General features: G+C 54.9%; 23 protein-coding genes and 2 pseudogenes. 13 read left to right on the forward strand and 12 right to left on the reverse strand.

Translation table 11 applies throughout. From position 1 onward, the window contains the following. The 10 genes and pseudogenes from D3H35_RS35100 to D3H35_RS26140 form a co-directional block, all read right to left on the reverse strand. A partial coding sequence (locus tag D3H35_RS35100) for a dihydroxy-acid dehydratase domain-containing protein (protein WP_411675184.1) occupies positions 1–168 on the reverse strand: 168 nt, incomplete at its 3' end. A gap of 10 nt (positions 169–178) precedes the next feature. Continuing rightward, positions 179–613 (reverse strand): annotated as a pseudogene (locus tag D3H35_RS26115) (dihydroxy-acid dehydratase domain-containing protein); the annotation flags it as partial. Positions 614–740: 127 nt separating this feature from the next. Beyond that, complete coding sequence (locus tag D3H35_RS26125; protein WP_158594275.1) at positions 741–1,253, reverse strand: RraA family protein; 513 nt, start codon at positions 1,251–1,253, stop codon at positions 741–743. Beyond that, the gene (locus D3H35_RS30970; protein WP_158594276.1) at positions 1,184–1,411 is read right to left on the reverse strand and encodes a hypothetical protein; all 228 of its coding nucleotides are present in this window, start codon (positions 1,409–1,411) and stop codon (positions 1,184–1,186) included. The genes D3H35_RS26125 and D3H35_RS30970 overlap by 70 nt, the downstream gene beginning before the upstream one ends. An 82-nt stretch (positions 1,412–1,493) precedes the next feature. Continuing rightward, complete coding sequence (locus tag D3H35_RS34310; protein WP_325050161.1) at positions 1,494–1,646, reverse strand: hypothetical protein; 153 nt, start codon at positions 1,644–1,646, stop codon at positions 1,494–1,496. Next, a complete protein-coding gene (locus D3H35_RS34315) occupies positions 1,643–1,996 on the reverse strand; it encodes a Gfo/Idh/MocA family protein (RefSeq protein ID WP_325050165.1) in 354 nt (117 codons plus the stop codon). Before D3H35_RS34315 ends, D3H35_RS34310 begins: the two co-directional genes overlap by 4 nt. A 70-nt stretch (positions 1,997–2,066) precedes the next feature. Then, positions 2,067–2,288 (reverse strand): Gfo/Idh/MocA family protein, encoded by a 222-nt coding sequence (locus tag D3H35_RS34320; protein WP_325050162.1) that lies wholly within the window; start codon positions 2,286–2,288, stop codon positions 2,067–2,069. Next, on the reverse strand, positions 2,285–2,494 hold the full coding sequence (locus D3H35_RS34325) for a Gfo/Idh/MocA family oxidoreductase (protein ID WP_325050163.1): 210 nt from the start codon (positions 2,492–2,494) through the stop codon (positions 2,285–2,287). The genes D3H35_RS34320 and D3H35_RS34325 overlap by 4 nt, the downstream gene beginning before the upstream one ends. Before the next feature lie 152 nt (positions 2,495–2,646). Next, positions 2,647–3,456 (reverse strand): Gfo/Idh/MocA family protein, encoded by an 810-nt coding sequence (locus tag D3H35_RS26135; RefSeq protein ID WP_233568173.1) that lies wholly within the window; start codon positions 3,454–3,456, stop codon positions 2,647–2,649. Between the two features lie 90 nt (positions 3,457–3,546). Beyond that, positions 3,547–4,374 (reverse strand): carbohydrate ABC transporter permease, encoded by an 828-nt coding sequence (locus D3H35_RS26140; RefSeq protein ID WP_119152077.1) that lies wholly within the window; start codon positions 4,372–4,374, stop codon positions 3,547–3,549. A gap of 137 nt (positions 4,375–4,511) precedes the next feature. Between D3H35_RS26140 and D3H35_RS33760 the strand changes: the two genes are divergently transcribed. After that, entirely contained in the window at positions 4,512–4,646 is a 135-nt protein-coding gene (locus D3H35_RS33760) for a hypothetical protein (protein WP_267901451.1), read from the forward strand. 38 nt (positions 4,647–4,684) lie between these two features. Here D3H35_RS33760 and D3H35_RS26150 read toward each other — a convergent pair whose 3' ends face one another. Together D3H35_RS26150 and D3H35_RS26160 are read right to left on the reverse strand one after the other, a co-directional pair. Continuing rightward, entirely contained in the window at positions 4,685–5,248 is a 564-nt protein-coding gene (locus D3H35_RS26150) for a carbohydrate ABC transporter permease (protein WP_119152079.1), read from the reverse strand. A 539-nt stretch (positions 5,249–5,787) separates the two neighbouring features. Further along, a complete protein-coding gene (locus D3H35_RS26160) occupies positions 5,788–6,081 on the reverse strand; it encodes a hypothetical protein (protein WP_119152081.1) in 294 nt (97 codons plus the stop codon). 60 nt (positions 6,082–6,141) lie between these two features. Between D3H35_RS26160 and D3H35_RS26165 the strand changes: the two genes are divergently transcribed. The 12 genes and pseudogenes from D3H35_RS26165 (at position 6,142) to D3H35_RS35395 (ending at position 11,786) form a co-directional block, all read left to right on the forward strand. Then, complete coding sequence (locus D3H35_RS26165; protein ID WP_119152082.1) at positions 6,142–6,396, forward strand: hypothetical protein; 255 nt, start codon at positions 6,142–6,144, stop codon at positions 6,394–6,396. Positions 6,397–6,467: 71 nt separating this feature from the next. Further along, entirely contained in the window at positions 6,468–7,475 is a 1,008-nt protein-coding gene (locus D3H35_RS26170) for a carbohydrate ABC transporter permease (protein ID WP_325050164.1), read from the forward strand. Position 7,476: 1 nt separating this feature from the next. Continuing rightward, positions 7,477–7,560: a hypothetical protein gene (locus D3H35_RS35105; RefSeq protein WP_411675185.1), complete on the forward strand. Its 84-nt coding sequence runs from the start codon at positions 7,477–7,479 to the stop codon at positions 7,558–7,560. Between the two features lie 242 nt (positions 7,561–7,802). After that, positions 7,803–7,952, forward strand: coding sequence for a hypothetical protein (locus D3H35_RS30980; protein ID WP_158594278.1), 150 nt, complete (start codon positions 7,803–7,805; stop codon positions 7,950–7,952). Positions 7,953–8,223: 271 nt separating this feature from the next. Continuing rightward, positions 8,224–8,376 (forward strand): ABC transporter permease subunit, encoded by a 153-nt coding sequence (locus D3H35_RS35110; RefSeq protein ID WP_119152085.1) that lies wholly within the window; start codon positions 8,224–8,226, stop codon positions 8,374–8,376. A 17-nt stretch (positions 8,377–8,393) separates the two neighbouring features. Further along, entirely contained in the window at positions 8,394–8,627 is a 234-nt protein-coding gene (locus D3H35_RS26185) for an ABC transporter permease family protein (RefSeq protein ID WP_158594279.1), read from the forward strand. Positions 8,628–8,684: 57 nt separating this feature from the next. Continuing rightward, positions 8,685–9,503: a Gfo/Idh/MocA family protein gene (locus tag D3H35_RS26190; RefSeq protein ID WP_158594280.1), complete on the forward strand. Its 819-nt coding sequence runs from the start codon at positions 8,685–8,687 to the stop codon at positions 9,501–9,503. Beyond that, on the forward strand, positions 9,494–9,778 hold the full coding sequence (locus D3H35_RS35115; protein WP_411675183.1) for a Gfo/Idh/MocA family oxidoreductase: 285 nt from the start codon (positions 9,494–9,496) through the stop codon (positions 9,776–9,778). Before D3H35_RS26190 ends, D3H35_RS35115 begins: the two co-directional genes overlap by 10 nt. Next, positions 9,714–9,911 carry a Gfo/Idh/MocA family oxidoreductase gene (locus D3H35_RS33045; RefSeq protein WP_233568174.1) on the forward strand — a complete coding sequence of 66 codons (198 nt, stop codon included), beginning with the start codon at positions 9,714–9,716 and terminating at the stop codon, positions 9,909–9,911. The genes D3H35_RS35115 and D3H35_RS33045 overlap by 65 nt, the downstream gene beginning before the upstream one ends. Positions 9,912–10,035: 124 nt before the next feature. Continuing rightward, a pseudogene (locus tag D3H35_RS35120) lies at positions 10,036–10,179 on the forward strand (hypothetical protein); the annotation flags it as partial. A 38-nt stretch (positions 10,180–10,217) separates the two neighbouring features. Continuing rightward, positions 10,218–10,346, forward strand: coding sequence for a hypothetical protein (locus D3H35_RS33765; RefSeq protein ID WP_267901453.1), 129 nt, complete (start codon positions 10,218–10,220; stop codon positions 10,344–10,346). Positions 10,347–10,733: 387 nt separating this feature from the next. Beyond that, positions 10,734–11,786 (forward strand): hypothetical protein, encoded by a 1,053-nt coding sequence (locus D3H35_RS35395; protein WP_233568175.1) that lies wholly within the window; start codon positions 10,734–10,736, stop codon positions 11,784–11,786. The last annotated feature ends 55 nt before the right edge of the window (positions 11,787–11,841 follow it).

The raw sequence follows: 11,841 nt of genomic DNA on the forward strand, positions 1-11,841 counted from the left end.
TCCGAGATGTGACGACGGCGGCTGGTTCCGGCGCGGGATGGCCGGCACCCGGCACGGCGCCATCCCGATCGCTTCCGCAATCGACGCCATCGTACTCGCCGTCCCCATCACCATGCAAATGCCCGTCGCTGCGGCAGATGGCGTTCTCTGCCACAGCCAGCTCTTCATCGGTAATGTTGCCGGCCTTGTGCTCAAGCGTAAATCCGTAGCAATCGGTACATGCGCCGAGGCTGCGGCCGCCGAGACGGCCGTTCAGCATCGGGCCTCCCGTCAGCACGATTGCCGGAATGTTCGCGCTCGCCGCCGCCATCAGCTGGGCGGGAACCGTCTTGTCGCAGCCGCCGATCAGCACGACGCCGTCAATCGGGTGCGCCTTCATCATCTCCTCGGTGTCCATCGCCATCAAATTGCGGAGCAGCATCGTCGTCGGCTTGACGTAAGGCTCGCCAATAGAGATGGTCGGGAACTCCATCGGCACGCCGCCCGCCTGCCAGACGCCTCGCTTGACGTAGTCGACCAGCTCGTTAAAGTGCGAATGGCATTTGTTCAGCTCGCTGAACGTATTGCAAATGCCGATGACCGGCTTGCGGATATCTTCCTCTGTGTACCCCATCGATTTCGTGAACGAACGATGAATGAACCCCACAAATCCTTCTCTTGAAAGTACGCCTCGCTTTTCAGCTTGGCTGCGCCTGTCTTGACTTCCTTGACCTCGCCCGCCTCTTCCCGCTTCGCGTCGCTCACGGTAAGCCCTCCTTACAGAACCCGTATTTGTCGTACACTTGGCGAAGCGTCCGGCCCTCCAGAAGCTCGTCTCTCGTATGGTTCTCCCTCGTCGCCTTGTTCAAGGCCAGCGAGAACACCTCTTCGGCCAGCTCGCTAGGAATGACGACGATGCCGTCGCGATCGCCGAAGATGATGTCGCCCGGACGAACGAGCACGCCGCCGCATTTTACGGGAATATCGTAATCGATCACGAGACCTCGGCCTTGGGAATCGACCGGCTTCGTGCCTGTGGCGAATACAGGAAAGCCTAGCTCCAGAATCTTCTTCGTGTCCCGGATCAAGCCGTCCACGATCGCGCCGCGCGCGCCGCGCACCTTCGATGCCGTCGAGAGCAGCTCTCCCCACAGTCCGTTCTGCTTCGATTCGTTCGTACAGCCGATAACGACCTCGCCCGGCTTCACGCTGTCCACCGCCTCGATCTCTTTGGCATAAGGATCTTCGGGAAGATAATGAACGTCGACCGACAAAATCGTCTTCGCCCTGCCTGCCACCACCAATTGGGATCGATCGGGTTGATCTTCTCGCTCATAACTTGATTGCGGTAGCCAAGCTCGTCCAGCGTATCCGAAATGACAGCCGTATAGAGAGTTTCGCACAGCCGGTCAAACCATTGTTGATCGTTCATAAGAAGATTCCTCCGTCTATAGTTAGTATGATTCGCAATGGAATGAATCAGAGAAAATTGAAATCGGACGGATCGGCTTCCATTAGTCTTTAACGAGCACGGGCATTCCGGCATACGCCGACTGATAGGCTTTAAGCGCGACCTCCGTCGATCGGAGGCCGTCTACTCCCGTCACCGGCACTTCCGTGCCTTCGAGCAGAGCGCGGACGAAGGCTTCCAGCATGAGCGCGTTCATGTCGTCTCCCAGAAGGACCACTCGCCCTTGCCGGATTTCCGGCTATAAACGTTGTTCTTCTGGTTGAAGGCATCAATGGAGATAACTCCCCTCGTCCCGATAACTTCCATCGTTACATCCCCCCATGTAGGGAAGCCGGGATTGCGCGACCAGCTTGGATCGATCACTCCATATACTCCATTGGCGAACGTGATGTGCACCATTCCGGAATCGTCGATCGTCCGCGTCCCCTCCGGATCGAACATCGTATCCGCGTAAGCATATACCGTCTCGACAAGCGAGCCCGTGAACCAATTCATCAAATCCATCACATGGACGGTATGATCGAGAACGGCTCCGCCACCGGACAGTGCTCGGTCGGCAAACCAGGCCGGGTCGGGAAAAGAACCCGGTTCGTAGCCTTGAACGCGATAATATCGCCTATATCCCCGCGCTTGAGCGCTTCGCGCGCCTTACGACAGGGGTGAGGAAGCGGCAAGGGAACGCCGTCATGAGCTGAACGCCTTCTTCGGCGCAGACCGAAATCATACGCTCCATTTCCTCCAAGCTGACCCCGAGCGGCTTCTCGCACAATACATGCTTGCCCATTCTGGCCGAAGCGATAGTCAGCTCCGCATGGCGGACGTTCTCCGAGCAAATCACGACCGCATCGATCGTCGGTCGGCGAGCAGCTCCCGGTAATCGGAGAAGTAAGGAATAGAGCGGCTGGCCGCAAGCAGCTCCGATCTCTGAGGAACGTCATCGGAGATAGCCGCCACCTCGACCTGAGGCATGTCCGATAGAATATCCAAGTAATCGTAGGCATGGCTGTGGGCGAAGCTGATCATTCCTATTCTAAGCTTGGTCATGGCCGAGTCTCCCTCCTTGCATGGTTCACCGGCAACCCGGTTCGAGCCGATTCCAAGGCGGCCTCCGCCCAGCGTATCGCCTCAAGAGCATCCAACGCGGATACGATCGGCTCCTTCCGCTAGCGAAGCATTCCAGAAAATGCGCGATCTCTTCATAATAAGGATCTTTCAGCAGCACGCTTTGAGGCGTCTCGACGAAGCCGTCCGCCGAATTCCCCGACTGCGACCTCAGAACCCGCAAGCTTTCCGCGTCCGAGCTGTCCCCCGTACGATTCCGTCCGCGCCGCGTACTCGAAAGAGGTATGGAACGGGCCCGGATATCCCCAGAACGCTTCTAGCTGCGCGATCGTGCCGTTCCGGAATCGGAAGGTGGCGGAAGCGTAGTCCAGCTCCTCGGACAGATGGTTGAACGCATAGACCTCGCTGACTTCGCCGAAGGCTCCCAATATATAGTCGATATCGTGGATCATCAAATCGAGAATGACGCCCCCGCTTTTGTTCGGATCCTTGAACCAGGGCTGAACCTGCCCCGGATGAGCGCCCGCGCGCTTCGCATGATAGACGCCTCCCCGAACGCCGCCAAAACGAGTCGCGGACTCGGTCAATTGCCGGTAAGAAGGGAAAAAACGGACGACATGTCCAACGAACAGCCTCACTCCGCGCTGCTCGCAATATTGAATGGCTTCCTCCGCTTCAACCGCCGATAAAGCCAGCGGCTTCTCGCAAATGACGTGCACTCCATTGTCCGCAGCCAGCTTCACAATCGGCAAATGGAGAAACGTCGGAACCGTAATGCTGACCACATCCGGCTTTTCCGAATCGAACATTTGTTGCACGTCCGTATAAAATCCGGCTCCGGTGAGCTTTCCAAGCACGGACGCCGACCGCTCGTTCACATCGCAAACGCCAACCAGCTCGACATCCGGCATGGACGCGTAGCGCTCGGCATGGATAGTTCCCATTCCCCGCAGCCAATGACCGATGCTTTAACCAAGTTGTTTTTCCGCTCCTTCCGTCCATGGCGTCATGCGCCCAAACTAAAATTTTGAAATTTACCCTTTGACCGCGCCTGCCGACAGTCCTTTGACGAAAAACCTCTGGAAGCTGACAAACAGCACTATTATCGGAAGAAGCGTCAGCATAATGCCTCCGAACAGCAAGCTTAGATCGCTCATGCTGCGACCGGCAAAAAACTTGTACAAGCTGATGCTGACCGTCGGATGATCCGCGGAATTCAGCAGAACGAGCGGCAGTTGAAGATCGTTCCATACCGAGATGAACTGCACGATAATGAGCGACGCCGTCACCGGCAAAATAAGTGGCAAAATGATTTGGAAAAAGGTTCGTGCCGGAGAGCAGCCGTCGAGATAGGCGGATTCTTCGAGCTCATAGGGAATCGCCCGCATAAAGCCGCTGTACATGAAGATGCAGAACGGCGAAAGCATGGCGCCGTACATAAGGGACATGCCCAGAATCGAATTTTGCAAATGCAAATCTCTCATCAGAAGAACGACTGGAATAAGAGCGGATTGGATCGGAATCAGAATGCACGCCGTGTACACCCAGTACATCGTGCTGAAGAACGGGTGCTTGATGCGGGATACGGCGTAAGCGGCGAGCGCTCCCAAACCGACTGCGATGAACATGGCAAGAGCGCCTATGGAGAAGGTCGTTCCGTAAGATTTGATCAGGTCCATTTTCTCGAATGCGTTAATCATATTATCGAAGCCTACTTCGAAGGTCGGGAAAGCAAGCGGATGCTTTACGATCTCCGGGTGCGGCTTGAAGGCGTTAATAATGACCAAATAAAGCGGAATGGAGACGATCAGAGCGAGGAGAATGACACCCAGCTCGAACAACAGATTTCGCGTCTTTTTCATTCGCCCATCGTCCCCTTTCGAATTTTCTGGACAGCGCAATGAAGAAGAAGGTAACGACGAGCGCGATCAGCGTCAAAATGAACGAAGCCGACAGCCCTTGGGACAGCTCGGTCGAGGAGAAGGCGTAACGGTAGATTTTGACCGACAGCGTCTCGCTCGCCCCGGCCGGCCCTCCGCCTAAGCGCGAATGGGAGATCGAAGATACGCAGCCCGTTGGCAAGACCGATCAAGACGTTCACCGTTATGCCCGGCGCGATCATCGGCAAGGTTAGATGAATAAAGGTTTTCCACTTGCCCGCGCCGTCGATCATCATCGCTTCCGCATCTCATGAGGGACGCCTTGCAGGGCAGCCAAATAAATAATAAGAATAGGTCCCCACATCTGCCACACGGTGATGAAGATAATCGTATAGACGACATAATCGGGAGAATCCAGCCATAGGATGGAGCTGCCGCTGCCGAACAGTTCAACCATGGCTTTGTTGAGAAGCCCTGTATTGCTATCCAGAATGTATCTCCACACGAAAGCGGCGACGACAGTCGGAATGACGTTCGGAATGTAGAAAAGCGCCCGGAGCAAGCTTTTGGTTTTCAACGATTGATCGAGCAGTATGGCAAAAAGAAGACGAAAAAGTTGGCGAGTACGGCGTGAGAACCCGATGAATAGGGTCCGCTTAAGGGCGTCGGTAAAGCCTTCGTCTGAGAATATGTCCTTATAGTTGGAAAAGCCGACGAAATGGTATCCGCCGATTCCGGTCCAGTCGGTCAAGCTGTAAAACACCGATTGCAAAATCGGATAAACCATAAATACAAAGATGATGATCGTAATCGGGGCCATGAAGAATATCCCCGTCGAATATGCCTTCCTTTGCATAGATACCCCCCTCGGTGACTTCAATTCGTCGATACAGCCGGTTCCTTCGCAGGGAACCGACTGTACCGGGCTGGGAGTGCGGTTTAGCTCGACTTTGTCTTGTTGTAGGCGGTAATGAATTTATCGATGGATTTGTCCGCATCGCCCTTGAACGTATACTCTTGCGCGGCGTTGCCGAGTGCGATCCAGGTCGGACTTGGAACAGGCCCGTATTGGCGAAGGAGATGACGCGGTCCGTATTCAGCCAGTTCGGAACGTCGGTGTAGGACTCGTCCAGTTCTCCGACTCCCGGCATAGCCGAGAAGGAGCCTTTCGCTTTCTGAATTTTGGCGTAGGTCTCTTTGCTGAACAGCCAGTTGAGGAACGTCTTGACCTCTTCGGGATGCTTGCTCTTGGCGTTGGCTGCCATGCGTCCTCAGGTACGAAGATATAAGCATTCTGCTCTTCAGGCGCATAAGGCATATTCATGAAGCCGAGCTTCAGATCCGGATTCAGCTTGTGCAGCGTACCGGATTCCCACGTTCCGCTGAACAGAACGGCTACGTTCCTTCGGCGAACGCTTGCTGTGCGAAGGAGCCGTCATTGGTGAAGCTGCCTGTGCGAACGTAAGCGTTTAATTGCTTGAACCGCTCCAGACCTTCCTTCAGCATGCTGCGATATTCCGGCTTGCTCCAATCTACCGTGTTGGACAGATAAGCTTCCTTGAACGCCGGATCTTTGACCGCATAGTCGCCGAACGTCCAATGAAGCACGTTGCCGATCGCCGTCTCGTCTTTGCCGCCGTATGCGAACAAGTCTTTGCCCTTGGCTTTCAGCTTCTCGCCAAGATCCATGAACTCCTCCAGGTTTTCGGAGGCTCGTTTGGCGAGAAGCTGAAAGCCAAGGGCAAAGACTTGTTCGCATACGGCGGCAAAGACGAGACGGCGATCGGCAACGTGCTTCATTGGACGTTCGGCGACTATGCGGTCAAAGATCCGGCGTTCAAGGAAGCTTATCTGTCCAACACGGTAGATTGGAGCAAGCCGGAATATCGCAGCATGCTGAAGGAAGGTCTGGAGCGGTTCAAGCAATTAAACGCTTACGTTCGCACAGGCAGCTTCACCAATGACGGCTCTTCGCACAGCAAGCGTTCGCCGAAGGGAACGTAGCCGTTCTGTTCAGCGGAACGTGGGAATCCGGTACGCTGCACAAGCTGAATCCGGATCTGAAGCTCGGCTTCATGAATATGCCTTATGCGCCTGAAGAGCAGAATGCTTATATCTTCGTACCTGAGGACGGCATGGCAGCCAACGCCAAGAGCAAGCATCCCGAAGAGGTCAAGACGTTCTCAACTGGCTGTTCAGCAAAGAGACCTACGCCAAAATTCAGAAAGCGAAAGGCTCCTTCTCGGCTATGCGGGAGTCGGAGAACTGGACGAGTCCTACACCGACGTTCCGAACTGGCTGAATACGGACCGCGTCATCTCCTTCGCCAATACGGGCCTGTTCCAAGTCCGACCTGGATCGCACTCGGCAACGCCGCGCAAGAGTATACGTTCAAGGGCGATGCGGACAAATCCATCGATAAATTCATTACGCCTACAACAAGACAAAGTCGAGCTAAACGCACTCCCAGCCCGGTACAGTCGGTTCCCTGCGAAGGAACCGGCTGTATCGACGAATTGAAGTCACGAGGGGGGTATCTATGCAAAGGAAGCATATTCGACGGGGATATTCTTCATGGCCCGATTACGATCATCATCTTTGTATTTATGGTTTATCCGATTTTGCAATCGGTGTTTTACAGCTTGACCGACTGGACCGGAATCGGCGGATACCATTTCGTCGGCTTTTCCAACTATAAGGACATATTCTCAGACGAAGGCTTTACCGACGCCCTTAAGCGGACCCTATTCATCGGGTTCTCACGGCGTACTCGCCAACTTTTTCGGTCTTCTTTTTGCCATACTGCTCGATCAATCGTTGAAAACCAAAAGCTTGCTCCGGGCGCTTTTCTACATTCCGAACGTCATTCGACTGTCGTCGCCGCTTTCGTGTGGAGATACATTCTGGATAGCAATACAGGGCTTCTCAACAAAGCCATGGTTGAACTGTTCGGCAGCGGCAGCTCCATCCTATGGCTGGATTCTCCCGATTATGTCGTCTATACGATTATCTTCATCACCGTGTGGCAGATGTGGGACTATTCTTATTATTTATTTGGCTGCCCTGCAAGGCGTCCCTCATGAGATGCGGGAAGCGATGATGATCGACGGCGCGGGCAAGTGGAAAACCTTTATTCATCTAACCTTGCCGATGATCGCCCGGGCATAACGGTGAACGTCTTGATCGGTCTTGCCAACGGGCTGCGTATCTTCGATCTCCCATTCGCGCTTACGGGCGGAGGGCCGGCGGGGCGAGCGAGACGCTGTCGGTCAAAATCTACCGTTACGCCTTCTCCTCGACCGAGCTGTCCCAAGGGCTGTCGGCTTCGTTCATTTTGACGCTGATCGCGCTCGTCGTTACCTTCTTCTTCATTGCGCTGTCCAGAAAATTCGAAAGGGGACGATGGGCGAATGAAAAAGACGCGAAATCTGTTGTTCGAGCTGGGTGTCATTCTCCTCGCTCTGATCGTCTCCATTCCGCTTTATTTGGTCATTATTAACGCCTTCAAGCCGCACCCGGAGATCGTAAAGCATCCGCTTGCTTTCCGACCTTCGAAGTAGGCTTCGATAATATGATTAACGCATTCGAGAAAATGGACCTGATCAAATCTTACGGAACGACCTTCTCCATAGGCGCTCTTGCCATGTTCATCGCAGTCGGTTTGGGAGCGCTCGCCGCTTACGCCGTATCCCGCATCAAGCACCCGTTCTTCAGCACGATGTACTGGGTGTACACGGCGTGCATTCTGATTCCGATCCAATCCGCTCTTATTCCAGTCGTTCTTCTGATGAGAGATTTGCATTTGCAAAATTCGATTCTGGGCATGTCCTTATGTACGGCGCCATGCTTTCGCCGTTCTGCATCTTCATGTACAGCGGCTTTATGCGGGCGATTCCCTATGAGCTCGAAGAATCCGCCTATCTCGACGGCTGCTCTCCGGCACGAACCTTTTTCCAAATCATTTTGCACTTATTTTGCCGGTGACGGCGTCGCTCATTATCGTGCAGTTCATCTCGGTATGGAACGATCTTCAACTGCCGCTCGTTCTGCTGAATTCCGCGGATCATCCGACGGTCAGCATCAGCTTGTACAAGTTTTTTGCCGGTCGCAGCATGAGCGATCTAAGCTTGCTGTTCGGAGGCATTATGCTGACGCTTCTTCCGATAATAGTGCTGTTTGTCAGCTTCCAGAGGTTTTTCGTCAAAGGACTGTCGGCAGGCGCGGTCAAAGGGTAAATTTCAAAATTTTAGTTTGGGCGCATGACGCCATGGACGGAAGGAGCGGAAAACAACTTGGTTAAAGCATCGGTCATTGGCTGCGGGGGAATGGGAACTATCCATGCCGAGCGCTACGCGTCCATGCCGGATGTCGAGCTGGTTGGCGTTTGCGATGTGAACGAGCGGTCGGCGTCCGTGCTTGGAAAGCTCACCGGAGCCGGATTTTATACGGACGTGCAACAAATGTTCGATTCGGAAAAGCCGGATGTGGTCAGCATTACGGTTCCGACGTTTCTCCATTTGCCGATTGTGAAGCTGGCTGCGGACAATGGAGTGCACGTCATTTGCGAGAAGCCGCTGGCTTTATCGGCGGTTGAAGCGGAGGAAGCCATTCAATATTGCGAGCAGCGCGGAGTGAGGCTGTTCGTTGGACATGTCGTCCGTTTTTTCCCTTCTTACCGGCAATTGACCGAGTCCGCGACTCGTTTTGGCGGCGTTCGGGGAGGCGTCTATCATGCGAAGCGCGCGGCGCTCATCCGGGGCAGGTTCAGCCTGGTTCAAGGATCCGAACAAAAGCGGGGCGTCATTCTCGATTTGATGATCCACGATATCGACTATATATTGGGAGCCTTCGGCGAAGTCAGCGAGGTCTATGCGTTCAACCATCTGTCGAGGAGCTGGACTACGCTTCCGCACCTTCCGATTCCGGAACGGCACGATCGCGCAGCTAGAAGCGTTCTGGGATATCCGGGCCGTTCCATACCTCTTTCGAGTACGCGGGCGCGGACGGAATCGTACGGGGGACAGCTCGGACGCGGAAGCTTGCGGGTTCTGAGGTCGCAGTCGGGGATTCGGCGGACGGCTTCGTCGAGACGCCTCAAAGCGTGCTGCTGAAAGATCCTTATTATGAAGAGATCGCGCATTTTCTGGAATGCTTCGCTAGCGGGAAGGAGCCGATCGTATCCGCGTTGGATGCTCTTGAGGCGATACGCTGGGCGGAGGCCGCCTTGGAATCGGCTCGAACCGGGTTGCCGGTGAACCATGCAAGGAGGGAGACTCGGCATGACCAGCTTAGAATAGGAATGATCAGCTTCGCCCACAGCCATGCTACGATTACTTGGATATTCTATCGGACATGCTCAGGTCGAGGTGGCGGCTATCTCCGATGACGTTCCTCAGAGATCGGAGCTGCTTGCGGCCAGCCGCTCTATTCCTTACTTCTCCGATTACCGGGAGCTGCTCGCCGACCGGACGATCGATGCGGTCGTGATTTGCTCGAGAACGTCCGCCATGCGGAGCTGACTATCGCTTCGGCAGAATGGGCAAGCATGTATTGTGCGAGAAGCCGCTCGGGTCAGCTTGGAGGAAATGGAGCGTATGATTTCGGTCTGCGCCGAAGAAGGCGTTCAGCTCATGACGGCGTTCCTTGCCGCTTCCTCACCCTGTCGTAAGGGCGCGCGAAGCGCTCAAGCGCGGGGATATAGGCGATATTCGCGTTCAAGGCTACGAACCGGGGTTCTTTTCCGACCGGCCTGGTTTTGCCGACCGAGCACTGTCCGGTGGCGGAGCCGTTCTCGATCATACCGTCCATGTGATGGATTTGATGAATTGGTTCACGGCTCGCTTGTCGAGACGGTATATGCTTACGCGGATACGATGTTCGATCCGGAGGGGACGCGGACGATCGACGATTCGGAATGGTGCACATCACGTTCGCCAATGGAGTATATGGAGTGATCGATCCAGCTGGTCGCGCAATCCGGCTTCCCTACATGGGGGGATGTAACGATGGAAGTTATCGGGGAGGGGAGTTATCTCCATTGATGCCTTCAACCAGAAGAACACGTTTATAGCGGAATCCGGCAAGGGCGAGTGGTCCTTCTGGGGAGACGAATGAACGCGCTCATGCTGGAAGCCTTCGTCCGCGCTCTGCTCGAAGGCACGGAAGTGCCGGTGACGGGAGTAGACGGCCTCGATCGACGGAGGTCGCGCTTAAAGCCTATCAGTCGGCGTATGCCGGAATGCCGTGCTCGTTAAAGACTAATGGAAGCGATCCGTCGATTTCAATTTTCTCTGATTCATTCCATTGCGAATCATACTAACTATAGACGGAGGAATCTTCTTATGAACGATCAACAATGGTTTGACCGGCTGTGCGAAACTCTCTATACGGCTGTCATTTCGGATACGCTGGACGAGCTTGGCTACCGCAATCAAGTTATGAGCGAGAAGATCAACCGATCGATCCCAATTGGTGGTGGCAGGCAGGGCGAAGACGATTTTGTCGGTCGACGTTCATTATCTTCCCGAAGATCCTATGCCAAAGAGATCGAGGCGGTGGACAGCGTGAAGCCGGGCGAGGTCGTTATCGGCTGTACGAACGATCGAAGCAGAACGGACTGTGGGGAGAGCTGCTCTCGACGGCATCGAAGGTGCGCGGCGCGCGCGCGCGATCGTGGACGGCTTGATCCGGGACACGAAGAAGATTCTGGAGCTAGGCTTTCCTGTATTCGCACAGGCACGAAGCCGGTCGATTCCCAAGGCCGAGGTCTCGTGATCGATTACGATATTCCCGTAAATGCGGCGGCGTGCTCGTTCGTCCGGGCGACATCATCTTCGGCGATCGCGACGGCATCGTCGTCATTCCTAGCGAGCTGGCGAAGAGGTGTTCTCGCTGGCCTTGACAAGGCGACGAGGGAGAACCATACGAGAGACGAGCTTCTGGAGGGCCGGAGCTTCGCCAAGTGTACGACAAATACGGGGTTCTGTAAGGAGGGCTTACGTGAGCGACGCGAAGCGGGAAGAGGCGGGCGAGGTCAAGGAAGTCAAGACAGGCGCAGCCAAGCTGAAAAGCGAGGCGTACTTTCAAGAGAAGGATTTGTGGGGTTCATTCATCGTTCGTTCACGAAATCGATGGGGTACACAGAGGAAGATATCCGCAAGCCGGTCATCGGCATTTGCAATACGTTCAGCGAGCTGAACAAATGCCATTCGCACTTTAACGAGCTGGTCGACTACGTCAAGCGAGCGTCTGGCAGGCGGGCGGCGTGCCGATGGAGTTCCCGACCATCTCTATTGGCGAGCTTACGTCAAGCGACGACGATGCTGCTCGCAAATTTTGATGGCGATGGACACGAGGAGATGATGAAGGCGCACCGATTGACGGCGTCGTGCTGATCGGCGGCTGCGACACAGACGGTTCCCGCCAGCTGATGGCGGCGGCGAGCGCGAA

Source organism: Cohnella faecalis, from assembly GCF_003570905.1.
GTDB lineage: Bacteria > Bacillota > Bacilli > Paenibacillales > Paenibacillaceae > Cohnella > Cohnella faecalis.